Origin of the sequence: Streptomyces sp. T028 (assembly GCF_048159505.1) — a bacterium.
Classification (GTDB): Bacteria; Actinomycetota; Actinomycetes; order Streptomycetales; family Streptomycetaceae; genus Streptomyces.
In genome coordinates this window covers 85,414-109,564 of the sequence record NZ_JBLRVZ010000002.1, presented here as the reverse complement: position 1 = coordinate 109,564, position 24,151 = coordinate 85,414, and the positions used below count along the sequence as shown (strand labels likewise).

Annotated in this window: 22 protein-coding genes and 3 pseudogenes; 11 read left to right on the top strand and 14 right to left on the bottom strand. The window is 70.5% G+C overall.

The window, feature by feature from the left end; all coding sequences use genetic code 11:
• Position 1 precedes the first annotated feature (1 nt).
• Together ACLZN2_RS02020 and ACLZN2_RS02015 are read left to right on the top strand one after the other, a co-directional pair.
• A complete protein-coding gene (locus ACLZN2_RS02020; protein ID WP_416976559.1) occupies positions 2 to 454 on the top strand; it encodes a GNAT family N-acetyltransferase in 453 nt (150 codons plus the stop codon).
• A 128-nt stretch (positions 455 to 582) separates the two neighbouring features.
• Positions 583 to 1,176: a histidine phosphatase family protein gene (locus ACLZN2_RS02015; protein WP_416976558.1), complete on the top strand. Its 594-nt coding sequence runs from the start codon at positions 583 to 585 to the stop codon at positions 1,174 to 1,176.
• Here ACLZN2_RS02015 and ACLZN2_RS02010 read toward each other — a convergent pair.
• Both ACLZN2_RS02010 and ACLZN2_RS02005 read right to left on the bottom strand, forming a co-directional pair.
• Positions 1,158 to 1,607 carry a DUF6314 family protein gene (locus ACLZN2_RS02010; protein ID WP_416976557.1) on the bottom strand — a complete coding sequence of 150 codons (450 nt, stop codon included), beginning with the start codon at positions 1,605 to 1,607 and terminating at the stop codon, positions 1,158 to 1,160. The two genes, ACLZN2_RS02015 and ACLZN2_RS02010, sit on opposite strands and share 19 nt — an antisense overlap.
• A complete protein-coding gene (locus ACLZN2_RS02005; RefSeq protein ID WP_416976556.1) occupies positions 1,604 to 1,855 on the bottom strand; it encodes a hypothetical protein in 252 nt (83 codons plus the stop codon). The genes ACLZN2_RS02010 and ACLZN2_RS02005 overlap by 4 nt, the downstream gene beginning before the upstream one ends.
• 153 nt (positions 1,856 to 2,008) lie before the next feature.
• On the opposite strand from ACLZN2_RS02005, the gene ACLZN2_RS02000 reads away from it, so the two are divergent.
• A complete protein-coding gene (locus ACLZN2_RS02000; RefSeq protein WP_416976555.1) occupies positions 2,009 to 4,498 on the top strand; it encodes an alpha-L-arabinofuranosidase C-terminal domain-containing protein in 2,490 nt (829 codons plus the stop codon).
• Between the two features lie 43 nt (positions 4,499 to 4,541).
• Here ACLZN2_RS02000 and ACLZN2_RS01995 read toward each other — a convergent pair whose 3' ends face one another.
• Complete coding sequence (locus ACLZN2_RS01995) at positions 4,542 to 5,201, bottom strand: hypothetical protein (RefSeq protein ID WP_416976630.1); 660 nt, start codon at positions 5,199 to 5,201, stop codon at positions 4,542 to 4,544.
• A 257-nt stretch (positions 5,202 to 5,458) separates the two neighbouring features.
• Positions 5,459 to 5,710, bottom strand: a complete 252-nt coding sequence (locus ACLZN2_RS01990) for a hypothetical protein (RefSeq protein ID WP_416976554.1) — start codon at positions 5,708 to 5,710, stop codon at positions 5,459 to 5,461.
• Here ACLZN2_RS01990 and ACLZN2_RS01985 point away from each other — a divergent pair.
• The 3 genes and pseudogenes from ACLZN2_RS01985 to ACLZN2_RS01975 form a co-directional block, all read left to right on the top strand.
• A pseudogene (locus ACLZN2_RS01985) lies at positions 5,709 to 5,885 on the top strand (hypothetical protein); the annotation flags it as partial. The gene ACLZN2_RS01990 and the pseudogene ACLZN2_RS01985 overlap by 2 nt on opposite strands.
• A gap of 64 nt (positions 5,886 to 5,949) precedes the next feature.
• Positions 5,950 to 6,198 (top strand): annotated as a pseudogene (locus ACLZN2_RS01980) (CocE/NonD family hydrolase C-terminal non-catalytic domain-containing protein); the annotation flags it as partial.
• Between the two features lie 35 nt (positions 6,199 to 6,233).
• Positions 6,234 to 6,530, top strand: a complete 297-nt coding sequence (locus tag ACLZN2_RS01975) for a CocE/NonD family hydrolase C-terminal non-catalytic domain-containing protein (RefSeq protein WP_416976629.1) — start codon at positions 6,234 to 6,236, stop codon at positions 6,528 to 6,530.
• Between the two features lie 7 nt (positions 6,531 to 6,537).
• On the opposite strand, the gene ACLZN2_RS01970 is transcribed toward ACLZN2_RS01975, so the two are convergent.
• The 8 genes from ACLZN2_RS01970 to ACLZN2_RS01935 all read right to left on the bottom strand — a co-directional run bounded on the left by ACLZN2_RS01970 (position 6,538) and on the right by ACLZN2_RS01935 (position 16,861).
• Positions 6,538 to 7,359 (bottom strand): alpha/beta hydrolase domain-containing protein, encoded by an 822-nt coding sequence (locus tag ACLZN2_RS01970; protein ID WP_416976553.1) that lies wholly within the window; start codon positions 7,357 to 7,359, stop codon positions 6,538 to 6,540.
• 124 nt (positions 7,360 to 7,483) lie between these two features.
• Entirely contained in the window at positions 7,484 to 9,085 is a 1,602-nt protein-coding gene (locus ACLZN2_RS01965) for an ATP-binding protein (protein ID WP_416976552.1), read from the bottom strand.
• On the bottom strand, positions 9,082 to 9,771 hold the full coding sequence (locus tag ACLZN2_RS01960; protein ID WP_416976628.1) for a response regulator transcription factor: 690 nt from the start codon (positions 9,769 to 9,771) through the stop codon (positions 9,082 to 9,084). Before ACLZN2_RS01960 ends, ACLZN2_RS01965 begins: the two co-directional genes overlap by 4 nt.
• Positions 9,772 to 9,835: 64 nt before the next feature.
• Positions 9,836 to 11,362 (bottom strand): streptophobe family protein, encoded by a 1,527-nt coding sequence (locus ACLZN2_RS01955; RefSeq protein WP_416976551.1) that lies wholly within the window; start codon positions 11,360 to 11,362, stop codon positions 9,836 to 9,838.
• Positions 11,363 to 11,626: 264 nt separating this feature from the next.
• Positions 11,627 to 12,658: a hypothetical protein gene (locus ACLZN2_RS01950; protein WP_416976550.1), complete on the bottom strand. Its 1,032-nt coding sequence runs from the start codon at positions 12,656 to 12,658 to the stop codon at positions 11,627 to 11,629.
• A gap of 64 nt (positions 12,659 to 12,722) precedes the next feature.
• Positions 12,723 to 14,651: a hypothetical protein gene (locus ACLZN2_RS01945; protein ID WP_416976549.1), complete on the bottom strand. Its 1,929-nt coding sequence runs from the start codon at positions 14,649 to 14,651 to the stop codon at positions 12,723 to 12,725.
• A gap of 33 nt (positions 14,652 to 14,684) precedes the next feature.
• On the bottom strand, positions 14,685 to 15,779 hold the full coding sequence (locus tag ACLZN2_RS01940; RefSeq protein WP_416976548.1) for a hypothetical protein: 1,095 nt from the start codon (positions 15,777 to 15,779) through the stop codon (positions 14,685 to 14,687).
• A 41-nt stretch (positions 15,780 to 15,820) separates the two neighbouring features.
• Positions 15,821 to 16,861 carry a dihydrodipicolinate reductase gene (locus ACLZN2_RS01935; protein WP_416976547.1) on the bottom strand — a complete coding sequence of 347 codons (1,041 nt, stop codon included), beginning with the start codon at positions 16,859 to 16,861 and terminating at the stop codon, positions 15,821 to 15,823.
• A gap of 127 nt (positions 16,862 to 16,988) precedes the next feature.
• Between ACLZN2_RS01935 and ACLZN2_RS01930 the strand changes: the two genes are divergently transcribed.
• Positions 16,989 to 17,576 carry a TetR/AcrR family transcriptional regulator gene (locus ACLZN2_RS01930; protein WP_416976546.1) on the top strand — a complete coding sequence of 196 codons (588 nt, stop codon included), beginning with the start codon at positions 16,989 to 16,991 and terminating at the stop codon, positions 17,574 to 17,576.
• Between the two features lie 31 nt (positions 17,577 to 17,607).
• Here the strand turns inward: ACLZN2_RS01930 and ACLZN2_RS01925 are convergent.
• Positions 17,608 to 18,685 (bottom strand): annotated as a pseudogene (locus ACLZN2_RS01925) (UvrD-helicase domain-containing protein); the annotation flags it as partial.
• 552 nt (positions 18,686 to 19,237) lie between these two features.
• Positions 19,238 to 19,747 (bottom strand): hypothetical protein, encoded by a 510-nt coding sequence (locus ACLZN2_RS01920; RefSeq protein ID WP_416976545.1) that lies wholly within the window; start codon positions 19,745 to 19,747, stop codon positions 19,238 to 19,240.
• Between the two features lie 107 nt (positions 19,748 to 19,854).
• Here ACLZN2_RS01920 and argC point away from each other — a divergent pair, with 107 nt between their 5' ends.
• The 4 genes from argC to ACLZN2_RS01900 are packed head-to-tail and all read left to right on the top strand — an operon-like array spanning position 19,855 to position 24,144.
• Complete coding sequence (gene argC, locus ACLZN2_RS01915) at positions 19,855 to 20,883, top strand: N-acetyl-gamma-glutamyl-phosphate reductase (RefSeq protein ID WP_416976544.1); 1,029 nt, start codon at positions 19,855 to 19,857, stop codon at positions 20,881 to 20,883.
• On the top strand, positions 20,880 to 22,031 hold the full coding sequence (gene argJ, locus ACLZN2_RS01910) for a bifunctional glutamate N-acetyltransferase/amino-acid acetyltransferase ArgJ (RefSeq protein WP_416976543.1): 1,152 nt from the start codon (positions 20,880 to 20,882) through the stop codon (positions 22,029 to 22,031). Before argC ends, argJ begins: the two co-directional genes overlap by 4 nt.
• Positions 22,028 to 22,951 carry an acetylglutamate kinase gene (gene argB / locus ACLZN2_RS01905; RefSeq protein ID WP_416976542.1) on the top strand — a complete coding sequence of 308 codons (924 nt, stop codon included), beginning with the start codon at positions 22,028 to 22,030 and terminating at the stop codon, positions 22,949 to 22,951. Before argJ ends, argB begins: the two co-directional genes overlap by 4 nt.
• Positions 22,948 to 24,144, top strand: coding sequence for an acetylornithine transaminase (locus tag ACLZN2_RS01900; protein WP_416976541.1), 1,197 nt, complete (start codon positions 22,948 to 22,950; stop codon positions 24,142 to 24,144). The genes argB and ACLZN2_RS01900 overlap by 4 nt, the downstream gene beginning before the upstream one ends.
• The last annotated feature ends 7 nt before the right edge of the window (positions 24,145 to 24,151 follow it).

Sequence of the window (24,151 nt, the reverse complement as noted above, 5' to 3'; positions counted from 1 at the left end):
CATGAACGACGTCCCGCCCCTCGCCGAGGGCTACGAGATCTCCGTCGACCCCGCCCGCATCGACGCCGGGCGCGTCCACCGCTGGCTGTCCACCGACGCGTACTGGGCGATCGGGCGCGAACGCGAGAAGCAGGACCGGGCGATCGCCGGCTCGCTGAACTTCGGGGTCTACGACTCCGCCTCCGGCGAGCAGGTCGCCTACGCGCGCGTGGTGACCGACCTCGCCACCTTCGCCTGGCTGTGCGACGTGTACGTGGACCCGGCGGCGCGTGGCAAGGGCATCGGCACCGCGCTCGTCGCCGCCGTACGCGACCACCTGCTGCCGCACGGGCTGCGCCGGATCCTGCTCGCGACGCACGACGCGCACGGGGTGTACGAGAAGGTCGGCTTCGAGGCGCTGGAGACGCCGGGCCAGTGGATGGCGCTGGTCTTCGCGAAGCTCGGGGTGGCGTGAGGCTACTTTTCTCGGGCCGCTCGTTTTCTCGGGACTTGTCCGGCACTTCGTGACTCGCCGGTAAGAATTCCGGTGCCTGTCGCCCGGCATCCCTTGACCTGCGCAGTTGCTCGGCTCACCATCACCGCATGCCACTTCGGGTGACGTTCGTCGCAGCCGCGCGCAGTTCACCGCTGCTCGCGGAACGCTTCGAGGACGACCGGCCGCTGGACCAGGCGGGCTGGGACGAGGTGCAGCGGGTGGTCCCCGACCTCCTGCCCCTCGCCGCCGCCGAGCTGCGCTACTGCTCGCCCACCCCGCGCAGCCGCACCACCGGCGACGCCCTCGGCTATGCCCCGCTCGCGCAACTCGCCCTGCGCGACTGCGCCATGGGCCGCTGGAGAGGTCTCACCCTGGGCGAGGCGATGGCCCGCGAACCCGCGGCCGTGGACGCCTGGCTGGCCGACCCGCTGGCCACCCCGCACGGCGGCGAGTCCCTGCTGGACTTCATCACCCGGGTGGGCGACTGGCTCGACACCCGCCCGCTCGGGGACGGCGACCGGATCGTGGCGGTCGCCGAGCCCGGCGTGATCCGCGCGGCCCTGGTGTACGCGCTCAAGGCGCCTCCGTCGACGTACTGGAACATCGACGTACGCCCCCTGTCGACGACCACCGTCACCGGCCTGGGCGGACGCTGGAACCTGCGCCTGGAAGGGGCGTCGGTTCAGCCCACGCGCGCGTAGTCGGTCGTCAGCAGCAGGTCCTTGGCGGGACCGCCGACGCGCCACACCGTGCGCCGGCGGTCCACGTCCCGGACGGTGAACTCGCCCCGGTAGAGGTCCGCGGCACACGGGTGGTCGGCGGTGTGCCGGCCGGTCGTCAGGTCCAGGTCGTGGAAGGGCCGGCCGTCGGCGAACCGGACGTCCGCCGTGCCCGGCACCGGACCGGGCAGGAAGCGCAGGATGCGTTCGGCGGGCCGGCCTGATCCCTGCCAGGTGAACGTGCCGGACTCCTCGTGCAGCAGACCCCCGCCGTCCAGCGGGCTGAACACGGTGGTGCCCCGGAAGCGGCCCTCGCCGCCGTCCGCCAGATCCCGCACCACGCGCTCCACGTGCCACCGCCCTTCGAGATGGGCCAGGACATCGGGAACCGGCCAGAGCGCGTCCGACGTCACCCTCCCCTCGGCCGCCGGCGGCGCCACCCGTCCGGCGAGTCGGTGGGTGCCTTGCGCTCCGCCTGGGCGCGGATCTCGTGGTGCGAGGCGTGACTGGTGGCCCGGAAGGCCTCCTCGTAGGCGGCGAGCGCCCCGCTCACCCCGGTCCCGGCACCGCCACGCCGGCGATTCAGCCGCGCCACCCAGGTGAGAAGCCCGAGAACCGCGGCGAAACCGCCGAGCACGACGAAGGGCACGAGAGCCTCCATGCGTCGAAGATACGTGCCCGCCCCATTGACGCGCTCATGCCCCATACATATCTTGCCGTTCGAAGTGTTGACCGCCGTTCAGTATTTCGAACAAGCGGGCCACTTTCGCTACAGCCGCACCTGCACACGACCCCCAAGAGCCGCGGAGTGTACATGCCACGCACCACCCGCAACCGCCTGAGACTCGCCCTCGGAGCAAGCGCTTTCCTGCTGGCCGTCGGCGGTGTCCCCGCCACCCCGGCCGGAGCCGCCGACACCACCGACTACGCCATCACCGTCGACCCCACCGCCAAGGGCGCGAAGATCGACGACACGATGTACGGCGTCTTCTTCGAGGACATCAACCGGGCCGCCGACGGCGGTCTGTACGCCGAACTCGTGCAGAACCGGTCCTTCGAGTACGCGACCGTCGACAACCGCTCGTACACCCCGCTGACCTCCTGGACGGTCTCCGGCTCGGCGAACGTCGTGAACGACGACGGCCGGCTCAACGACCGCAACCGCAACTACCTCTCCCTGGGCGCCGGTTCGTCCGTGACGAACGCCGGCTACAACACCGGGGTCCGTGTCGAGGAGGGCAAGAAGTACGACTTCTCGGTGTGGGCCCGCGCCGAGGCCGGTACGACGCTGACGGTCTCCCTCCAGGACGCCGACGGCACGCCGGCCACCGCCCGCCAGGTCGCCGTGGGCACGGGCGGCTGGGCGAAGTACCGGGCCACCTTCACCGCCACCCGCACCAGCAGCACCGGCCGGCTGACCGTGGCGTCCTCGGAGGCGGCCGCCCTCGACATGGTGTCGCTGTTCCCGCGCGACACCTACAAGCACGAGGCCAACGGCCTGCGCAAGGACCTCGCCGAGAAGATCGCCGCCCTGCGCCCGGGCTTCGTCCGCTTCCCCGGCGGCTGCCTCGTCAACACCGGCTCCATGCAGGACTACAGCGAGGCCTCGAACTGGCAGCGCGCCCGCTCGTACCAGTGGAAGGACACCGTCGGCCCGGTCGAGGAGCGCGCCACCAACTCCAACTTCTGGGGCTACAACCAGAGTTACGGCCTCGGCTACTACGAATACTTCCGCCTCGCCGAGGACATCGGCGCGATGCCGCTGCCCGTCGTCCCGGCCCTGGTCACCGGCTGCGGGCAGAACAAGGCCGTCGTCGACGACGCCCTGCTCAAGCGGCACGTCCAGGACACCCTCGACCTCATCGAGTTCGCCAACGGCCCGGCGACCTCGACCTGGGGCAAGCTGCGCGCGCGGATGGGCCACCCGAAGCCCTTCCACCTCACGCACATCGAGGTCGGCAACGAGGAGAACCTTCCCAACGAGTTCTTCGCCCGCTTCAAGGAGTTCCGCGCCGCGATCGAGGCCAAGTACCCCGACATCACGGTGATCTCCAACTCCGGCCCGGACGACGCCGGTTCGACCTTCGACACGGCCTGGCAGCTCAACAGGGACGCCAAGGTCGACATGGTCGACGAGCACTACTACAACAGCCCGCAGTGGTTCCTGCAGAACAACGACCGCTACGACTCCTACGACCGCGGCGGCCCGAAGGTCTTCCTCGGCGAGTACGCCTCCTGGGGCAACGCCTTCAAGAACGGCCTCGCCGAAGCCGCGTTCATGACCGGCCTCGAACGCAACGCGGACGTCGTCAAACTCGCCTCCTACGCCCCGCTGTTCGCCAACGAGGACTACGTCCAGTGGAGCCCGGACATGGTGTGGTTCAACAACCACGCCTCCTGGAACTCCGCCAACTACGAGGTCCAGAAGCTGTTCATGACCAACGTCGGTGACCGCGTCGTCCCCTCGGCGGCCACCGGCACCCCGTCCCTCACGGGTCCGATCAGCGGCGCGGTGGGCCTGTCGACGTGGGCGACGACGGCGGCGTACGACGACGTGAAGGTCACGGACGCGGACGGCGCCACGCTCCTGAGCGACGACTTCTCCGGCGACGCCTCGCAGTGGACGCACACCGGGGGCGGCAGCTGGTCCCTCCAGGACGGGCAGTACGTCCAGACCGACGTGGCCGCCGAGAACACCATGGTCTCCGCCGGTGACGTGAACTGGCACGACTACGACCTGCACGCGAAGGCCACCAAGAAGTCCGGCAAGGAGGGCTTCCTCGTCGCCTTCGGCGTCAAGGACACCGGCAACTACTACTGGTGGAACCTGGGTGGCTGGAACAACACCACCAGCGCCGTCGAGCAGGCCGTGGACGGCGGCAAGTCCACGCTGATCTCCAAGGCCGGGACCATCGAGACGGGCCGCGCCTACGACATCGACATCAAGGTGCGGGGCCGCCAGGTCACCCTGTACCTCGACGGCCAGGAGTGGGGCAGCTTCACCGACGACAAGCCGGCCGAGCCGTTCCGCCAGGTCGTCACCAAGGACAGGAAGACCGGTGACCTGATCGTCAAGGTCGTCAACGCCCAGTCCGCCGACGCCCGCACAGCGATCGACCTCGGCGGGGCGAAGGTCGCGTCCAAGGCCCGGGTGACGACCCTGACCGCCGCCCCCAACGCGGTCAACACGGAGACGGACACCCCGGTCGCGCCGGTGACGTCCACCTTCACCGGCGTCGCCGACACGTTCACGTACACCTTCCCGGCGAACTCGATCACGTTCCTGCGGATCAGGCAGAGGTAGCCGGTACGGGCGGGCGGGGACGGCAGCCGTCCACGCCCGCCTCTCAGCCGCCGTTGCGGCGGAACCAGCCTCTCTTGGCCGGAGGTGCCTGCGGCGCCCACTGAGCCGGGACCGGCCCGCCGAACGGCGGCAGCCCCTTGAAGCGGTCGTCGAAGGTCACCGTCGGCGCGATCCGCGCCAGCGCCGCCCGCACCAGCGTGAGCGGATGCTCGGGGAACTGCGCGTCCCACTGCTCGTCGTCCCCCGCATGGGACGGCAGACCGCCGATCTGGCCGCCCACGTAGGGGTTCGCCCGGAAGTAGGCGTCCGGCCCCACCTGGGCCATGATCACCGCCTCCCGCATCCCCGTCATCGGGCCCTCGGCGGCCTGCACCTTCACCACGGTGCTGCAGGCCGCCCTGGGGATCGTGAAACTGCCGATGAAGGCCTGCCCCGGCCGGTTACCCAGCGGCACCTTCACCAGCTGGCGCACGGCCGGGACCCCGTCCACCGCGCCGGGCACCGCCTCGATCAGACCTCCGCCCGCCCCGGCCGTCAGCTGGGCCAGCCCCGCCTGAAGGAGCTGGAGGTCGTGCAGCGGGGCCGGCAGGTCCGGCACCAGCGGGAAGAAGTGGACCGACAGCACGAGCCCCGCCGCATCGGTCCACACCCCCGGCTCGCGCTCGGTGAAGCCGGTGAGGTCGAGGCTGGTGACGGGCGTCATGGCGATCATCGGATTTCCCCCTTGTTGCATCCGGGCATGATCACGGAGTCGCCGATTGTGTCATCCACGGGACGTGTGACCGAGAAGTCTAGTTGGCGAATCATGGACTGAGACGCCTTTGGGCGTCGGACGCCCGGGGTTGGGCAGAAGCGTCCGTTGTCAGTCCTCGGAGCTACCGTGGCGCAAGGAGGCTGCGGCCAGAGGGGTCCGGATCTCCAGGGCCAGCGGACCGCGGACCGCAACTGCTGTCCCGGCTGTCACGGGTGTCGGACCGGATCCGGGATCGCCGTGATCGCGTACTCGGTGTTCGCGGGGTCGGTGGAGTAGAAGTGGGCGTTCGTCCGATAGAGCGTGTCGCCGTGACGGGCGAGGGCGGTGGGGGCGTCGAACCGCGGGTCGCTCACCTCGGCGGTGAGCCGTCCTACCGTGCCGGACCTGTCGAGCCGCAGGACGGCGAGCTTGTTGGACGTGTTGCGTACGACGTAGAGGGTGCGGCCCTCCAGGCGCATGCCGTCGCCCAGGTCATGTCCGCGCCGCCGAGGTCCACCGGTGTGGCGTGGCCGGTGGCCGCGTTCATGGCGGCCCGGCTCCGGCGGCGACGGCCTGCCCACCGCCCTGCTGCGTTCCCCCTACGGCCGCACCGGGATGATCGCCGCCCAGCTCGCGCGGCCGTCGGCCGAACGCGGTTACCAGGTCGTCGTGCAGAGCACCCGCGGCACCTTCGGCTCAGGCGGTCGAGCCGAAGCGCCTGCGCCTCCAGCCGGGCGGCGCACTGACCGCCGAGGCCTCCGCCCCGTCCGCCCCCGACAGCTACCGCTACGACCCCGCCGAGCCCACTCCGGCGGTCGGCGGGGTCCGGATGGCCATGGGGGTGAAGGCGGGCCGGGTGGACAACCGGAAGCTGGAGGCCCGGCCCGACGTGTTGACGTACACCACGGACGAGCTGGAGCAGGACACCGAGGTGATCGGCGAGGTGAGCGCCGAGATCTGGTTCTGCTCCAGCTTGCCGTACGCCGATGTCTTCGTCCGGCTGTGCGACGTGGACGCCGAGGGGGCTCGACCAACGTCTGCGACGGCCTGGTCGGTCTCACCGGTGCCGACGAGATCACCCGGGCCGAGGTGCGGCTGTGGCCGACGGCCTACCGCTTCCGGCACGGTCACCGCATCCGCGTCCAGATCTCCAGCGGTGCCTTCCCGCGCTACAACCGCAACCCCGGGACTGGAGAGCCCAGGGCGACGGTGCCCACGCTCCGGGCCGCGGATCAGCTGGTGTTCCACGACCGGGACCATCCCTCGGCCATCATCCTCCCGGTCCGGTCCCGGGATTGACGTGCCGTCAGAAGTCGACGACCGTCTGTGCCTCGCCCCGGATCTCGTCCGCGTCGGTGGGCAGCAGCCGGCCCTGCCGCTCCAGCCGGTCTGCCTGCCGGTTCACCTTCTTCACGTAGGCGTCCTTGCTGCCGTAGAGCTGCTTCAACTCCTCTGCGGACAGTGGCTCTTGTGCTCCGGTCCTGGCGCAGATCGAGTACCGCTGGTCGGTGGAGTTGGCGAAGTAGCGGACCGTCGGCAGGTCGGCGTAAGTGGAGCGGACACCGCCCAGCGGGATGTCGTATGCGTCGAGCTTCGCGGTGCCGTCGGCTTCGCGCGCGAGCTGCTGCGAGGCGGGCGGGGTGACGCCCTTCGACGCCCAGTCCTCGAGGCGGGTGAGCGAGGACTGGAAGAACTGGTTGAAGGGAAAGCGGCTGACGTCGTAGTCGCAGGCGAACGGGCCGGTGGTGAGGAAGGCCTCGGGGGTCTGGCCGTAGGCGCGGGCGGCGCGTGGGGAGGCCGTGGAGGCGCCGGCGAGCTCGTAGACACGGTAGTTGGGGCCGTCGGGGCGGCGCCGCTGCTCCTCCTGGGGGCCGGTCAGCAGCACCATGACCGGGACGTCCAGGTTCCGCACCTTCTGCCGCGGGTCGTCCTTCGCCACCGCCGGTGCGGTGGAGTTGATCGGCTGGTGGTCGCCGGGATTGCCGATCAGGTAGCCGTCGAAGATCGGGCGGCCGTTCGGCAGTCGCAGGCGCTGGTGGAAGCCCTCGCTCGCGTTCGGCGCGGACGATCGCACGCTGTACGCGACCAGCCGCCGCGTCCCCCTCCGTCGGTACGAGGTCGACCCCATACGCGTGATCGGCCAGGCGTGTTCCCGGGCCGGGGGGAGCTGACACCCGCGCAGAAGAGGGCGTACGTGCCCGGCTCGCGGTACCGGAAGGTGTGCGAGCACTGATCGTTTCGACTCGAGGCCGTCAGGGGACCGCCCCGGTGGCGATCCGCCGTTGCCCGGGCGGTATGAGCGCCGGGTGCTCAGTGTGGCGGGGAAGGAGCACGCGGAAGGTGGCGCCCCGGCCGGGAGTCGCGCGGACCTCCACATGCCCCGCGTGGGCACTGACAAGGGAACGGACGATCGCGAGGCCCAGACCCGCTCCGCCGGTCGCACGGGTGCGGGAGGTGTCGGCGCGATAGAAGCGGTCGAAGACGTGACTCATCTGAGCTGCCGTCAACCCCGGTCCTTCGTCGGCAACTTCGAGGACGACGTGCTCGCCGACTGTGCCGACCCCGATGCGGATGGGTGTGCCCGAGGGGGTGTGAGTGACGGCGTTGCCGACCAAATTGGTGACGACCTGACGCAGCCGGGCCTCGTCGGCGAGCGCAGGAGCGCAGGCGGGCGGCCCCTCACCGAGGGGGCCTGTCAGGGTTACGGGACGGGTCACGTCCAGGGCGCGCACGTCGTGGAGCGCGTCGGCGGCGAGGGTACGAAGATCCATCGGGGCCAGATCCATGCCCGCCGAATGCCCGGAGTGCCGCGTGGACCTGAGCGAGCCCTCGTCGAGCCGGGCGAGCAGCAGCAGGTCCTCCACGAGCCGGGTGAGACGCTCGGACTCACGGGCGATACGGGCCATGGTGGCGTCGATGTCCCGCTGTTCGGGCAGCGCACCCATCCGGTACAGATCGGTCAGGCCCTTGATCCCGGCGAGCGGGGTGCGCAGTTCGTGGCTGGCGTCCGCGACGAAACGGCTCATCCGCATCTCCGACTCGGCGCGGGCGGCGAAGGCGGTCTCCAGCTGTCCCAGCATGCCGTTCAAGGCCGTCGCCAGGCGGCCCATCTCCGTGTTCGGTCCGGCGAGTTCGGGCACGCGCCGCGACAGGTCGCCACCCGCGATCTCGGCCGCCGTCTGTTCGATGCGGACGAGCGGACGCAGCCCGGAACGGACCGCGAACCAGCCGGCTGCGGCCAGCACTGCGAGCAGACAGAGCCCGGCGATCTCGTAGATCCGCCACATCTTGTCCACGGTGCCGTCCACCTCGGCCAGTGACGTCGACACGGCCACGCTGCCTTGAACACTGTCGGCGGTGCTCCACTGCGCCAGGGGGTCGGCCTTGGGCAGTGCGATCACCCGCCAGCGCGTGTCGCCCTTGGTGCTCCCGACGGTGAACGGGCGGCCGCCGTACGCACGGACCGCCGTCGCGTCCAGCCGCGGCAGCGCCGGGCCGGTGGTCAGCGTCGTCCGGTTCTCGCCGGCGAGGGAGTCGATGCTGCTCTCGACCGTGCCGTCCGCGCCGACATAGGTGATGACGGGATTGCCGATGACGTCGGTGCTGAAGTCGGCGAGTCCGGCCGGCAGGGTACTTTCGGCTCCGCCGCGGGCCACGGTCGACGGCAGCAGGGCGAAGACCTGAGCGGAGGCCCGGAGTTGATCGTCGACCCGGGCTTCCATGTAGGAGCGCAGGGCATTGCCTGTGACCAGACTGAACGCCGTGAATCCGACAGTCAGCAGGGCTACCGCCAGCATCAGGACGCGGACGCGGAGCGAGGCACGCCCCCATACGGTGCGGACGTGCCCTGTCATGCCCGGGGCTCACGCAGGACGTAGCCGACTCCGTGGACAGTGTGGATCAGCTTCGGTCCGCCGTTGTCGAGCTTGCGGCGCAGATAGCTGATGTAGGTGTCGACGATGCCGACGTCGCCCCCGAAGTCGTAGTCCCACACCCGTTCGAGGATCTGCGGCTTGGAGACCGTCCGTCCCGCGTTCACCATCAGGTGGTGCAGCAGCCGGAACTCGGTCGGCGACAGGCGTATCGGGTTGCCCGCCCGGCTGGTCTGCACTCCCTCGGGGTCGAGTTCCAGGTCGGCCACCCGGAGCACGGTCGCCGGATCACCGCCGGTGCGGCGCAGCACCGCGTGGATACGGGCGATCAGCTCTTCCAGGTCGAAGGGCTTGGTGACGTAGTCGTCCCCACCGAGTTGCAGCCCGTCGATCTTGTCCCGGGTGGTGTCCCGCGCGGTGAGGAACACCACGGGGATGTGGCCGGCGCGGGGTCCGGTCGGAGGGTTCTGCGCGCGCAGCTGCCGTATCACCTCGAATCCGTCCGTGTCCGGCAGCATGACGTCCAGCAGGACCAGGTCCGGCGCGATCGCCCTGGCGGAAGCCAGTGCCTCCTGCCCCGTCCCGGCCGCCCCGACGGCGAACCCGGCGTGCCGCAGCGCCGCGCACAGCAGCCCCCGTACGGTGGGTTCATCGTCCACGACCAGCAGTCGCGTTCCGCCGGTGGGGCCGGTCGGCGCCCGCCCGTGCCGGGCACCGTTCTCGGGGGATCGTTCAACGGTTGCCAACGGATACCTCCATACCACTCACCGTCGTGGTCTCCTGGGGCGCCTTCCTCCGCACGAAGAGGCGGGAACGGCGGTCGACGACGCCGCGCAGCGAGCACCCGGCCAATCCGGCAACACCCCCGACCAGCAGGCCGAACACCACCGTGACGAGCACGTTGCCGGTCAGCTCCGCCCGGGTGCCGCCCATTTCGCTGCCGAACATGGTGATGCCGAAGTGGCCCGACGCCCCGGCGAGCCAGGCTGCCGCCCCCATGATCAGCGCCGTGCCGACGGCGAACCTCTCGGCGAAGCCGAGGTGCGGACCGAAAGGGCCGCGGTACCGGTGCAGCGGGGGTGTGCGCGCCGGGTCCGTGGCCTTCGCCGCGCGGTAGGCGCACCCCAGCAGCAGGAGTGCGGTCACCGTGAGCGCCCCGAGCCACAGGGGCCAGCCGCCGGCGGCCAGATCCCGCAGGTGCGCGGTCCGATCGGGCGGAGTGCTGGCCTGCTGCCCGCCCATCTGGCCCATCAACGCGGCGAACGGGTTGCCACCCTCGCTCTGCACCTGCTCCGTGGAAGCCGTCCACGGGGAACCCACGCCGAGCGTCAGGAACACCGCCACGGCGTTCGGCACAAGCAGCAGGGCGGCTCCCGCGGCGGTGGCGGCCCGCCCGCCGACCACCGCGCCGAGCAGGGTGACCAGGACGAGCGGCACAGCCGCCACCACCAGAAGGGTCCGTATGATCGCGGCGATACCGGGGACCCAGGCGGGCCGCAACCGATCGACCGTGCCGCCCAGGGGCATCCTGACCTTGCGGCTGATCAGGCAGCCGACGGCCAGCACCACCGCGGCCCACAGCACCGCGCCGACGCCCGCCGCGCCCGCATGGACCTCGTACGCCATCGTCATGTCCTGCGGTGTTCCGCCCCCGCCGAACAGGCCGCCCATGAGGTCGCCCTCGCCACCGGCGAAGCCGCCGGATCCCACGCGCTGGCCGTCGCGCAGTCCGCTCATCGCCGAGGCCGGCATGCTGAACGTTCCGTGCGCGAGGCTCGCCACGACCAGGACGGCGACCAGGGCCGCCGCAGCGGCTCCGCCCGCGCGGGCCGCCAGTTCACGGGTGTCGCACCGGCGCTGGTGCAACTGCCGGGAGAAGACTCCCCAGAGCATGAGTGCACCGGCCAGCGTGACACCGAGCGGCGCGACGTCGGCCGCGCCGCTCATCGACGGGGCCATGCCCCCGCCGCCGAAGAGGCCGCCCAGCAGGTCGCCGATCCCCGAACCCGTGGTCGCCCCGGCTGTGTCGGAACCGGCGTTCACCGAGCCGCCCACGGCCAGCGCCGTCAGCGCCATGGTCAGGGACCACATCGAGCCGACCTGACCGGCGTCCAGCAGCCACAGCGCCAGCGCCGAGACCGCGGCCATCGCGGCCACCGCGCACAGGGCGGCCGACGCCCCCTGCGAGGCGTACCGCAGGGGGCTGTCGGGACGTGCGGGCCCGGACTTGGGTCCGGGCCTGGGGTTGATGACGGACATGGGTGCTGCTCCGCTTCGTTCCGGGGACGTGGTGCGCACAAACTGACGTACGCGACTGGCACGTTCCGGAGAGGTTCTGGGAGTTTCCCGAGAGCCTTCGGCAGAGAGTCTCTGGTCGCGCCCCCGCGCCCGTCCCGGTTCCCGTCGAGGCTCTCAGGAAACTCCCAGAACCGAATGGGACCTGGGTACCGATCCGCGCTCCGCGAGGTCGCCCGTGGTCCCAGTGTGGGCGCGGCATCCGGCCCGGCTTGCGGCACGATGTCCTCAGAACCCCTGGACACAGCGGAACGTGCCGCCCGTCATGGCAAAGGCCACACCCGGACCGGAGCAGCTCCCTGTGTCGGTGTCGGCGTCGTGGGTCGCGGAGGCGGTGGTTCCGGCGCCGGAGGCGAAGGCGTACGCCGTGAATCCGCGGCCCGTCGCCGTGGCGGTCGCGGTGGCGCCCATGCTCGCGAACGCCCGGACGACGGCGGCGAGCCGGGCGATGGCACTGGCGGTGCTCTTGGCGTCCTCGGCGCGCGCGAGCGCGAAGCTGTCGCCGCCGGTGGCCTGGGAGGAGGCGAAGGCACCGTTGCCCGTGGCCTGGGAGTCCGCCGAGTTGCCGTCGCCGCCCTGGGCGCTGCCCGAGGCGCGGCCACCGGCCCTGCTCCTGGCGGATGACGTGTTCCGGTCCCCGTCGAGCGCGCCGGCCTGGGCGATGGAGTCCTTGCCGTCGGAGTCCGCGGTCGCGGAGTTGCGGTCGCCGTTGCCGGCCGCGGAGAAGGCGCAGGCGTTGTCCGCGGTGCCGACGCAGCCGTCGGCGTTAGCGGTGGCGGAGTTGTCGTCGCCGTTCGCGGCGCTGGCGTTGGCGAAAGCCTTCGGGTGGTCGGCCCGCGCCACCGCGCTGTTCCCGCTCGTGCCCTGGGCGCCCTCGCCGTTCACGCCGGACCGGGCGAGGGCACCGGCGCCATGGGTCGCGGTGGCGAAGGAGGAGTTGTCGTCGCTGGTGAGCTTGGATTTGCCGTCGTCGAAGCGGGCCAGCGAGCCGGCGATCGCACCCGCCGTCGAGCCGTCACCGTCGGCGTCGGCCGACGCCCGGTTGCCGTCACCGCCGAGGACGTACGACTCGCAGGTCGCCTTGCCCGTCTGCGGTCCGCTCTTCACTCCGTTCACCTGTCCGCACCGGTGCGGCTGTTCGGGCGCGGACGTCTGGTCGGCGGCGCTCGCACTGCATCCCACGAGCAGGGTCGCACACGCTGCGACCGCGACGCGTCGCAGGCATCGGGACTTGCGGGAGTTCGTCCACATGGCACGCATCGGCGGCTCCTTCTCACAGACGGGTCGTCAGGGGGCGGCGGGGGCCGCCCCCTGACGTTCGGAATCAGAAGCCGCTGCCGCAGCTCTGGCCGGTGCCGATCAGGGCGTAGGTGACGCTCGTGTCGGAGCAGCTGACGCCGGTGGTGAGGTTGACGCCCAGGAAGCCGGCGGTGGTGGTGTTGTGTACCGCCGTCACCGTGCCGCCCTTGCTCGCGGTGGCGGTGGCCTGGGAGTGCGGGCCCGCGGCCGTGGCATTGGCGACGGAGCCGGTGCCGTCCGCGTTGGAGACCGCGATGTTCTCGTAGCCGATGACCGCCAGCGAGTCCGCCTTGCCGCCGCCGGTGGCCGCGGACTTCGCGGTGCCGTAGTTGTTGTAGATGGCGCGGGAGCGAGCCTGGGAGTCCTTGCCCTCGCCGGTGGCGAGAGTCTGGTTGTAGCTGCCGCCGGATGCCTCGGACCAGGTGAAGACGTGGTCGCCGTCGGGTTTTGCGACGGCGAGATTGCCGTCGCCGTAGGAGGCTTTGGCGGTGGCGTTGCCGCAGGGCTGCTGGGCCTGGGGCAGCGGGGGCAGCGGCCACGGGCAGTCGGCCTTCATGCCCTCGTGGGGGTTGGCGGGCTGGCCCGCGGCCGACTTGGCGGTGTTCCAGATGATGTCTCCGCCGTTCTTGGCGTCGGTGACCGCTGTGTTGTACTTGCCGCGCTCGGCGACCGAGTACGCCTTGGCCTTGTCGACGGTGGAGATCGCGGTGTTGGACTCCCCGTCCACGGCACGGGCGTTGGCACTGGAGCACGCGTCGAGCGGGTAGGTGGTCTCACCGGAGTTCAGGGCCTGCCCTATCGGGGAGCATGAGCCGATCGAGCCGTCGCCCTTCGATGTGGCGATGGCGAGCATGTCGTCGCCGTAGCTGTCGTACGCGAGCGCGTGTCCTCGCTCGGTGGCCTTGGCGAACGACTCGCTGTCCTCGCCCTGGGCGGCGTCGGCGCGGGCGTGGGAGTTGGGGCCGGAGGTGGCGGCCGCCCGGTGGCCGTCGCCGTAGCCGGCGTTGGTGACGGCGGCGGAGTTCTGGCCGTTGGCGATGGACAGGGCCTGGTTCTTGAAGCCCATGAGCGTGATGGCGCGGGCGCCGGCCGGTCCGCTGCCGTCGTTGTTGCCGTTGTAGCCCAGGGCGATGGAACGGTTGTCGTCGCCGTACCGGGAGAGGGCGGTCGCCTCTCCGTTGTCGGAGGCTCCCGCGAACGAGTCGTTGCGGTCGCCCGCGACGCTGTCGGCATTGGCGAGCGAGCGGTCGTGGGCGACGGCCGTCGCCTTGTCGTGCTGGTCGTGATCGGCGTTGCCGGAGGTGGCCGTGGTGGTGGAGCCGGCCGTGGAGATCGCGTCCGACTCGTTGCCCTTCTGCCCGGTACGGGACGCGTCCCCGGACCTGGCCGTGGCGGCCGAGTCGTCGCCCTGGGCCTTGGCGTCGGCGTCCCCGGTGTGGACGGCGTTCGCGGTGGCTGCGGCCTCGTTGCCCTCGGCGCGAGCGCGGGCCCGCTTGTCGCGGTCGTCGTTGGTGGTGCACACTGCGGTGCCGGACTTCGCGGTGTCGGTGCCGTCCTGCTGCTTGCAGGCGTTCGCCGCACCGGTGTTCCAGGCGGGGTCGAGGCTCTCCGCCGAGGGGACGGCCTCTCCCGCCGTTTTCAGAAGTCCGCTGATGTCGCGCTCCAGCTTCGCCTGGGTCTCGACTCCTGCGGTCTTCATCGACTTGTCGTCTGCGACGCCGGCCTTCGCCAGGAACGTCTCCAGCCCCGCGACCGACTGGTCCGACGAGGCGGAGACCCGGCCCGCCGAGGCGTCGATGATCGCCTCGATCGAGGCGAGTGCCCGGGCCGGTGTGGTCGGCCTGCTGGGCTTCGCCACCGCGGTCTGCTGCGGCCCGTCGGGGGCTGCCCCCAGGGTCACGCCGATGAGCAGGGCCACGTAAGCGCTGTTGCGGATGCGTCTTCCTCTGTTCACGTTCTCGCCCTTCTGGAATGAGCTGTTGTGGGGTCAGACTCGAGGTACGTCCAGGGGTTTGAACTCCGCGCCGCCGACGAGGAGATCGGGGTAGGGCTTCCACTGGCGGATGAGGGTGCCGCCGAGGCCGTTGGTCAGGGTCCGGACGCGGCCGTCCGGGTAGGTGAAGGTGCCCTCGATGCCCGGCCAGTCCAGCAGGATCGTCGGGGAGTCCGGCGACTCGCCGACCGAGCTCGCGGCGTGGCTCCCCACCGCGCTGCCGGTGAACTGAAGGACCCCGGCCTCCGTTTCCATCGTGACCACGTAACGGGTCGGCACGAACGTGCCCGTGGCCGGGTTGTAGGCCCAGTCGTGGTGGTCGATCCGGAAGTCGCCCGCCTGGACGTAGCGCTTCTCCTCGTTGAGGTAGAGGGCCATGTCCTTGTGCTTGCCGAGCTTCATCTCGTCGAGGTTTCCGCTCAGTTCGTCGAAGTGGAACCACATCCAGTCGTGCCACGCCCCGACTTCGGCGGGGCAGGCGTCGACCGCGTAGTAACGCTCACGCTGGCCGGCCCCGCGGATCGCGACCTTCTTCCCCTGCACGGTGAGCGTCCCCTCGACCGCTCCGGCCCAGATGTAGCCGTAGGAGATGCTGTGCGGGACGTACGTCTGCGGGGTCTCCTTGCCGTACCACATCGGGAATCCGTTGCCGGTGTGCACCCACTCCCCGGCGATCCCCGACTCCTCGTCCCGCACGGAGAAGTGCCAGGTCCCGTCCGGCTTGCAGACGATGTGCGCGCTCTCCATGTCCACCGTGACCTGGTCGTCCGTCCTGGTCACTTTGAGGGCGCCACGCGGCTGGACGTGCCACTGGGTCGCGAGGCCCGCTGGGAACTGGGCGACCTTGTGCACCGATCCGCTGGGCTGAATGACCTTGCCCGGTGTCGTACGGACGCACATCTGCCAGAAGTCGAGGTTGCCCCAGCCTTCAGCCAGGGACATGGCGCCCATGTTGAACCAGTACGGGTTCCCGTCGTCGCCGTGGACGGCGGCCACCATGTTCCAGCCGATCATCGCCGTGTTACGGGCCTCCTTCGGGAAGCCGTGCCCTTCCTCGTCGAGCGTGACCTCGGGGTTCGCCACCTTCATCGCGTCGTACTCCTTTGTCTGTCGCCGGTGTTGTCGAGGTGTCAGCCCAAGTGGGCGATGATCTGCGGGAGTTCGAAGGACGTCACGATGCCGGGCGGCGCCGCGCAGACGTACGGCACGGCGTTCACGGGGCGGCTGGCGTTGCCGTAGCCGACGAGCGAGCGCTCCTTCTCCGTCGGCCAGGTGAAGCGGATGGTGGTGTCGAGCGGTACGTCACCGTCGACCACGACGCGCCAGCCCTGGCCCTCGAAGGGGAACTCCCAGGCGGGATCGAGGTCGGTGGCGATGTACCAGGTGGGGATCATCCGCAGCACCGGCTCACCGGCGCGGACGCCCTGGATCTCGATGCGCCAGGCCGCCACGGTTCCGGCTTCGAAGGTGCCCGCGGCGGTGGTCAACGGCCTTGTGGAGACGGCCACTTCGGCGGTCGCGGTGATGTCGTCGAGGGGGATGGAGAGCGTCCGCGCGAGCCGACGCAGCGAGGAGCCGTAGTGCTCCTTCGTCGAGGCGGCGACGCCGGTGACGTGGGCGGCCGCGGGGTCGCCGCCGAACAGCATGGACAGCATCTCCGGCGAGTTGCGCTCCGAGATGTCGGCGTACTCGTGGATGGTGAGCCGGTCGAGCCTGCGCTGGAGCGAGGTGAGGACGACCGGGAGGGCCTCGGTGACGAACCCGGGGCTCGTCCCGGCGCTGAACAGGGAGGCGCCGCCGCGGCGGCAGGACTCCTCGATGCGCCGCCGCACCTCTGGATCGAGGGCCTCCGGATCGTGGAAGTGCTCCAGGAGGGTGGAGACGTTGACGCCCGCTTCGAGGAGCCGGCACAGCTCGTCGAGGTCGTAGGTCACGGGCATATAGACGACGCAGTCCGGCTTGGCGGCGACGATGTCCTCGATGTCCTGCGTGGCCAGGACCCCGGTGGTCTCCTTGCCGCTCAGTTCACCGGCGTCGCGCCCGGCCTTGCCGTCGGAGTGGACATGCACGCCGACGAGGTCGTACTGCGGGTGGTCGATCAGGGCGCGGAGCGCGGCCATCCCGCTGTGGCCGGTGCCCCATTGCGCCACGCGGTATCTCTTGTCGCTCATCACTCACCTCGGTCATCGGGAGCCTCGCGAGCTTGTAGTCGATCGACTAGGCATTAGATAGTCGATCGACCAGTTGCAAGTTAGTCACGCGGCTATTCCAGGGTCAACCCGTCTGTATGCTTCTGCCGTGAACAAGGCCGAAGACCCGCATCCCCCGCGAGCCGCCCGCCCCACGGTGTCCGCCGCCCGGGCCCGGATCATCTCGGCCGCGCTGGAACTGTTCGCCAAGCACGGGGTCGGAGGCACATCGCTGGGGATGATCGCCGACGAACTCGGCGTCACGAAGGCGGCGGTGTACCACCAGTACAAGACCCGGGACGACATCGTCCTGGCGGTCGCCGAGGCCGAACTCGCCCGCATGGAGGCGACCCTCGACGACGCGGAGGAAGAGGAGTCCTGGTCGCGGGCCCGCGAGCGGCTGCTCAACAACATGGTCTGCCTGGCCGTTCAGCGCCGTCGCACCATGAGGGCGGTCCTCATGGATCCAGAGATCGTGCGCTTCGCGCCCCTCACCTCGTCGTACCGTCGCGTCATGAGCCGGATGAACCGGCTGCTGATGGGGAGCGAGGCCGGCCCGGACACGGCCGCCCGAACCGCGACACTTATCGCCGTGATCAGTGGTGCGGCCGTGCACCCGCTGGTCGCCGACCTCGACGACGACTCCCTCCGGGACCAACTGCTGCCGATCGCACAACGCTTCCTCGACGAGAACTGAGCGGTTACGCGGGGGTTAGGTCCCGTGCCGCAGGCTTCCGGTCCGTGCCGGCCGGATCGTAGGTGGCGTAGTCCTGCAGGTCGCCCCAGGACGCGAACAGCACGAGTTCGGGGTGATGGGTGCGGCGTCCTTCCTTCAAGTCACGTGCAGCAGAGGCGAGTTGGGTCAGCTGCTGGCCTCCCCGGGTGAGGGCGACGCGGTGCCCTTCGTCGAGCAGACGCATGACCTCTGTCATGGCGCCGATGTTGGTGCGGCACAGCACGGCGTCGGGGGGTGATGCTGTTGACCTCTGCGGGAATGCTGGTGGTTCCTGTCAGGCGGATGGGGGCGTCGGCGAGCGCGAGCCACCGGTTGGCCTCGTCGGCGATCTGTGGTCCGAAGCGGAACGAGCGGGTGAGGGTCAGCTGTTCGGCGTCGAAGCCGGTCATCACGTCGGTTGCGCCTCGCCAGCCGTAGATGGCTTGTGCGGAGTCGCCGACCATGACGAGTTGGGCGTGGTCGCGCTGTGCGGTGAACACCTGCTCCAGCACCGGGTTGGTGTCCTGAGCCTCGTCGAGGAAGAGGAAGTCGGCCTCGATCTTCGGGCTGGTCAGCGCCCACATCTTGAGGTAGTGGTCGTGTTCGAAGCGGACGATGCCGTGGTCGGGGCGCTGAAGGTCTGCCCAGGCTTTGGCGGCGAAGGGGAGTACGAGTTCGGCGAACTGCCGGTGGGCGGCGGGGGCGTCGAGGCCGCGCAGGCGCGGCACGTGGTGGCTGGCCAGTGTGCTGTCGGCGGAGTGGCAGAAGCGAATGACGGTGCGCAGCACGTTGTGGGACAGGGTTCTTGGGCTGATCTCGTGGTCTGCGATCCGTACGGGGCGGAGGATGCCGAGGGACTGTCCGGTCTTCCAGGCCGGCTGGCGGGGGCTGTTGAGCCGGTCGGCGTAGCGGTGGCCGAGTGCGGCGAAGGCGGTGGCGTGGGCGGTGCGGCATTGCACCGTGGAGGGGAAGCGGGCTGCGGCGTCCAGGGTGCTGGTCTTCCCCGTTCCAGCTCCTGCCTGGAGTGCGAGGTGTCGGCCGACGCGGAATGTGTCCGCCGCGTGGACCTGTTCGTGGGTGGGGGTGTGCAACGTGGGCTCCGTGGGAGGGGAACGGCCGGGACGGGGCGCAGCGGATGGCTGCGTCCGCCGGGGAGACGACGGCGGGTTCAGCTCGGCAGACGTACCTGCAGAAGGCGTCCTGCGGCGCAGGCCAGAATTTCTTGCGGGGTGTGGTGGGTGAGTAAGCGTTGCATCTGTGATTCGAGGCGGTGGTGCCGCTGGCGTTGCTCATGCGCGAGGCTGGCCGTGATCCGTTCGGCCAAGACGTCACCGGCGCGTTGGCCAAGAGCGGCCGCCTCCGGCGGATCTGCGCGTCGGCATGGTGGCTGAGGACGACATTGAGCAGGACGTGGCCACGGCGGTCGGGATAGTGCGTGGTCAGCACGTCGATCGGCAGGACCGTGTCCAGACGGCGCCGCAGGCGGTGCAGGGCGCGGCCTGCGTTCTTGCCGTGCTGCACCGTCATCAGCCGGGTGCGGTCGGCGTTCGCGGCGAATGCCATGCGGTGGCGGGCCTGATCAAGCTCCCGAACGGTGGCGGGCCGCGTCAGGACGATCTCGACGGCGTACTGATGCGCCACAGTCAGACCCGCCGGGATGTGTGGCCGCCGGGGCGGCGCCCGCGCGTGGGCAGGCGGGTGTGGATGTGCTCGTGGTGGCGGAGCGGGTCGAAGGGTTCCCAGTCCGCGACGGCGAGGTCACCGGCGGTGGACGCTGTGGCATGGTCCCGGCACCGTTGGGTGCGCCATCGCAGTTGTTCCTCGTACGGCAGCGCGGACAGGGTGTAGACGGCCATGACATCCGACGGCAGGGCGAGCTGGCCGTGGTGCACGGTCACGGGTACCAGGGTCCACACCCCGTGCAGCGCACCGGGGCCGAGGATCTCGGCGGTGCAGCGGGTGCGGCGTCGGGTCTGGGCGACGCACTGGATCTCTTCGACGGGGCGGGAGGCCAGATAGCGAACGAAGAGCAGCTGCACGACGGGCCGGGCCGGACGGCAGACAGCCTCGCCCGGCGACGGGCTGCCTGCCGGTGTGGCGGGTGGAGCGAGGACTCCGGTGTCGAGCAGACGGCGGGTAATTGCGTTCTCCATGTGCCAACTAAAAATCTCAGTCACAGGACGAGCCTCACGCAGATCATGCATGGATTGCATAAAAGTGCAGCGATACGTATAGTCATGCCATCGAAGAGGAGGAGTCCATGGCGGTACGTGCGGCAGTGGCCGGAGCGAGCGGGTACGCGGGCGGCGAAGTGCTGCGCCTGCTCCTCGCGCACCCCGAGGTCGAGATCGGCGCCCTGACCGGCAATTCCAACGCGGGGCAGAAGCTGGGCGGACTCCAGCCGCAGCTGCTCCCGCTGGCCGACCGGGTCCTCCAGGAGACCACCGCCGAGGTCCTCGCCGGACACGACGTCGTGTTCCTCGCCCTCCCGCACGGTCAGTCCGCCGCCGTCGCCGAACAGCTCGGCCCGGACGTCCTCGTCGTCGACATGGGCGCCGACTTCCGGCTGAAGGACGCGGCCGACTGGGAGAAGTTCTACGGTTCCCCGCACGCCGGGACCTGGCCGTACGGCCTCCCCGAACTGCCGGGCGGCCGCACTGCGCTGGAGGGGTCCAAGCGCATCGCGGTCCCCGGCTGCTACCCCACGGCCGTCTCGCTCGCGCTGTTCCCGGCCTACGCCGCCGGGATCGCCGAGAACGAGGCCGTGATCGTCGCCGCGTCCGGCACCTCCGGTGCGGGCAAGGCGCCCAAGCCGCATCTGCTGGGTTCCGAGGTCATGGGCTCCATGTCGCCGTACGGCGTCGGCGGCGGCCATCGGCACACCCCCGAGATCGTCCAGAACCTGAGCGCGGCGGCGGGGGAGCGGGTCTCCGTCTCCTTCACACCGACCCTCGCGCCGATGCCCCGCGGCATCCTCGCCACGTGCAGCGCGAAGGCGAAGCCCGGCGTCACCGGCGAGTCCGTCCGCGCCGCCTACGAGAAGGCCCTCGCCGACGAGCCCTTCGTGCACCTGCTGCCCGAGGGCCAGTGGCCCGCCACGGCGTCCGTCTACGGTTCCAACGCCGTTCAGATCCAGGTCGCGTACGACGAGGCGGCGGGCCGCATCATCGCGATCAGCGCCATCGACAACCTCACCAAGGGCACGGCCGGTGGCGCCGTCCAGAGCATGAACATCGCCCTCGGGTTCCACGAGAACACCGGGCTCTCGACGATCGGAGTCGCACCGTGAGTGTCACGGCAGCCAAGGGATTCACGGCGGCGGGGATCGCCGCCGGGATCAAGGAGAACGGCAACCCCGACCTGGCCCTCGTGGTCAACACCGGGCCGCGCCGCGCCGCCGCGGGCGTCTTCACCTCCAACCGTGTGAAGGCCGCGCCGGTCCTGTGGTCCGAGCAGGTGCTCAAGAGCGGTCAGCTCTCCGCCGTGGTCCTCAACTCCGGCGGTGCCAACGCCTGTACGGGACCGAAGGGCTTCCAGGACACGCACGCCACCGCCGAGAAGGTCGCGGACGTGCTGGGCGTCGGCGCGGGCGAGGTCGCCGTCTGCTCCACCGGTCTCATCGGCGTCCTGCTCCCCATGGACAAGCTGCTCCCGGGCGTCGAGACGGCCGCGACCCAGCTGTCCGAACACGGCGGTGAGAAGGCCGCCATCGCCATCAAGACCACCGACACCGTCCACAAGACCTCCGTGGCCCAGGGCGACGGCTGGACCGTCGGCGGCATGGCCAAGGGCGCGGGCATGCTCGCCCCCGGCCTCGCCACCATGCTGGTCGTCCTCACCACCGACGCCGACGTCGACGCCGAGACCCTGGACAGGGCACTGCGCGCCGCCACCAGGGTCACCTTCGACCGCGTCGACTCCGACGGCTGCATGTCCACCAACGACACCGTGCTGCTGCTCGCCTCCGGCGCCTCCGAAGTCACCCCGGAGTACGAGGAGTTCGCCGCCGCCGTACGCACCGTCTGCGACGACCTCGGCCAGCAGCTCATCCGCGACGCCGAGGGCGCCAGCAAGGACATCAAGGTCGAGGTGGTCAACGCGGCCTCCGAGGACGACGCCGTCGAGGTGGGCCGCTCCATCGCCCGCAACAACCTCCTCAAGTGCGCCATCCACGGCGAGGACCCCAACTGGGGCCGCGTCCTCTCCGCGATCGGCACCACGAAGGCCGCGTTCGAGGCGGACCGGCTCAACGTCGCCATCAACGGCGTCTGGGTCTGCAAGAACGGCGGCGTCGGAGAGGACCGCGACAAGGTCGACATGCGCTACCGCGAGGTCCACATCGTCGCCGACCTCGCCGCGGGCTCCGAGACCGCCACCATCTGGACCAACGACCTGACCGCGGACTACGTCCACGAGAACAGCGCGTACTCGTCATGAGCAACCCGACGCGGAAGCACACCGCGCTCCCCAAGGCCCAGATCCTCATCGAGGCCCTGCCCTGGCTGACCCGGCACAACGGCAAGACCGTCGTCATCAAGTTCGGCGGCAACGCCATGGTGAACGAGGAGCTGAAGGCCGCGTTCGCCCAGGACGTCGTCTTCCTGCGCCACGCCGGCCTCAATGTCGTCGTCGTGCACGGCGGCGGCCCGCAGATCAGCGCCGCCCTCGACAAGCACGGCATCGTCAGCGAGTTCAAGGCGGGCCTGCGCGTCACCACCGAGGACGCCATGGACGTCGTACGGATGGTGCTCGCCGGACAGGTCCAGCGCGAGCTGGTCGGCCTGCTCAACCAGCACGGCCCACTCGCCGTCGGTCTCACCGGCGAGGACGCGCACACCATCACCGCCACCAAGCACCGGCCCGAGATCGACGGCGAGCTCGTCGACATCGGGCGGGTGGGCGAGATCACCGCGATCGACACGGGCGCGATCGAGGCCCTGCTCGCCGACGGCCGCATCCCGGTCGTCTCCTCCATCGCCCGCTCCCAGGACGCCTTCGACAAAGGGGGCCAAGTTTACAACGTCAATGCTGATACGGCTGCTGCGGCACTCGCTGCGGCACTGGACGCCGAAACCCTCGTGGTCCTCACGGACGTCGAGGGCCTCTACGAGAACTGGCCCGAGTCCGACGAGGTGATCAGCCGCCTCACCGCTTCCCAGCTGGAGAAGCTGCTGCCGGACCTCAGCTCCGGCATGGTCCCGAAGATGGAGGGCTGCCTGCACGCCGTACGCAACGGCGTGCGCACCGCCCGCGTCATCGACGGGCGGGTCCAGCACTCGATCCTGCTGGAGATCTTCACCGACGAAGGCATCGGCACGATGGTCGTGCCCGACGCGACGCACGAGGGGGACGCATGACCGGGAACGCCGAGCTGACCGAGCGGTGGCAGGGCGCGCTCATGAACAACTACGGCACCCCGAGGCTTCCCCTCGTGCGCGGCGAGGGCGCCCGGCTGTGGGACGCCGACGGCAAGGAGTACGTCGACTTCGTCGGCGGTATCGCGGTCAACGCGCTCGGCCACGCCCACCCGGCGGTCGTCGAGGCGGTCAGTAAGCAGATCGCGTCCCTCGGCCATGTGTCGAACCTGTTCATCGCCGAACCGCCCGTCGCCCTCGCCGAACGGCTCCTGCACCACTTCGGCCGGGACGGCAAGGTGTTCTTCTGCAACTCCGGTGCCGAGGCCAACGAGGGCGCCTTCAAGATCGGCCGGCTCACCGGGCGCGGGCACATGGTGGCCACGACGGGCGGCTTCCACGGCCGCACCATGGGCGCCCTCGCGCTCACCGGACAGCCCGGCAAGCAGGCGCCGTTCCTGCCGCTGCCCGGCGACGTCACCCACGTCCCGTACGGCGACGCCCAGGCGCTGGCCGCCGCGGTCACCGAGGACACGGCCCTCGTCATCATCGAGCCGATCCAGGGTGAGAACGGCGTGGTCGTGCCCCCGGCCGGCTATCTGAAGGCGGCGCGGGCGATCACCGCCGCCACCGGCTCGCTCCTCGTCCTCGACGAGGTGCAGACCGGCATCGGGCGGACCGGGCAGTGGTTCGAGTACCAGGCCCACGAGGGCGTCCTGCCGGACGTCGTGACCCTCGCCAAGGGCCTCGGCGGCGGGCTGCCGCTCGGCGCGACCGTCGCCTTCGGGCGGGCCGCGGACCTCCTCCAGCCCGGCCACCACGGGACGACCTTCGGCGGCAACCCCGTCGCCTGCGCGGCCGGCCTCGCCGTTCTCGACACCATCGAGAACGAGGGGTTGCTGGAGAACGTCAAGCGGCAGAGCGAGACATTGCGGGGCGGAATCGAGGGTCTGGGCCACCCGTTGATCGATTATGTCCGGGGAGCGGGTCTACTCCTGGGTATCGTGCTGTCCGAGCCGCTCGCGCCCCAGGTGCAGCAGGCGGCTCAGGAGGCCGGATTCCTCGTGAACGCGCCCGCCCCCGACGTCGTCCGGCTGATGCCGCCGCTGAACCTCGGCGACGACGCGGTGGAGGCGTTCCTCGGGGCGCTGCCCGGCATCCTCGACACAGCCAGCGGGGACGGATCCGGAGAATGAGACGACG

What these genes read in the sequence shown, in the direction of transcription:
- ACLZN2_RS02020 (WP_416976559.1), top strand. Translation starts at nt 2, where the DNA reads ATGAACGACGTCCCGCCCCTCGCCGAGGGCTACGAGATCTCCGTCGAC.
- ACLZN2_RS02015 (WP_416976558.1), top strand. Translation starts at nt 583, where the DNA reads ATGCCACTTCGGGTGACGTTCGTCGCAGCCGCGCGCAGTTCACCGCTG.
- ACLZN2_RS02005 (WP_416976556.1), bottom strand. Translation starts at nt 1,855, where the DNA reads ATGGAGGCTCTCGTGCCCTTCGTCGTGCTCGGCGGTTTCGCCGCGGTT.
- ACLZN2_RS02000 (WP_416976555.1), top strand. Translation starts at nt 2,009, where the DNA reads ATGCCACGCACCACCCGCAACCGCCTGAGACTCGCCCTCGGAGCAAGC.
- ACLZN2_RS01995 (WP_416976630.1), bottom strand. Translation starts at nt 5,201, where the DNA reads ATGACGCCCGTCACCAGCCTCGACCTCACCGGCTTCACCGAGCGCGAG.
- ACLZN2_RS01990 (WP_416976554.1), bottom strand. Translation starts at nt 5,710, where the DNA reads ATGCGCCTGGAGGGCCGCACCCTCTACGTCGTACGCAACACGTCCAAC.
- ACLZN2_RS01970 (WP_416976553.1), bottom strand. Translation starts at nt 7,359, where the DNA reads ATGGGGTCGACCTCGTACCGACGGAGGGGGACGCGGCGGCTGGTCGCG.
- ACLZN2_RS01965 (WP_416976552.1), bottom strand. Translation starts at nt 9,085, where the DNA reads ATGACAGGGCACGTCCGCACCGTATGGGGGCGTGCCTCGCTCCGCGTC.
- ACLZN2_RS01955 (WP_416976551.1), bottom strand. Translation starts at nt 11,362, where the DNA reads ATGTCCGTCATCAACCCCAGGCCCGGACCCAAGTCCGGGCCCGCACGT.
- ACLZN2_RS01950 (WP_416976550.1), bottom strand. Translation starts at nt 12,658, where the DNA reads ATGCGTGCCATGTGGACGAACTCCCGCAAGTCCCGATGCCTGCGACGC.
- ACLZN2_RS01940 (WP_416976548.1), bottom strand. Translation starts at nt 15,779, where the DNA reads ATGAAGGTGGCGAACCCCGAGGTCACGCTCGACGAGGAAGGGCACGGC.
- ACLZN2_RS01935 (WP_416976547.1), bottom strand. Translation starts at nt 16,861, where the DNA reads ATGAGCGACAAGAGATACCGCGTGGCGCAATGGGGCACCGGCCACAGC.
- ACLZN2_RS01920 (WP_416976545.1), bottom strand. Translation starts at nt 19,747, where the DNA reads ATGGAGAACGCAATTACCCGCCGTCTGCTCGACACCGGAGTCCTCGCT.
- argC (WP_416976544.1), top strand. Translation starts at nt 19,855, where the DNA reads ATGGCGGTACGTGCGGCAGTGGCCGGAGCGAGCGGGTACGCGGGCGGC.
- argB (WP_416976542.1), top strand. Translation starts at nt 22,028, where the DNA reads ATGAGCAACCCGACGCGGAAGCACACCGCGCTCCCCAAGGCCCAGATC.
- ACLZN2_RS01900 (WP_416976541.1), top strand. Translation starts at nt 22,948, where the DNA reads ATGACCGGGAACGCCGAGCTGACCGAGCGGTGGCAGGGCGCGCTCATG.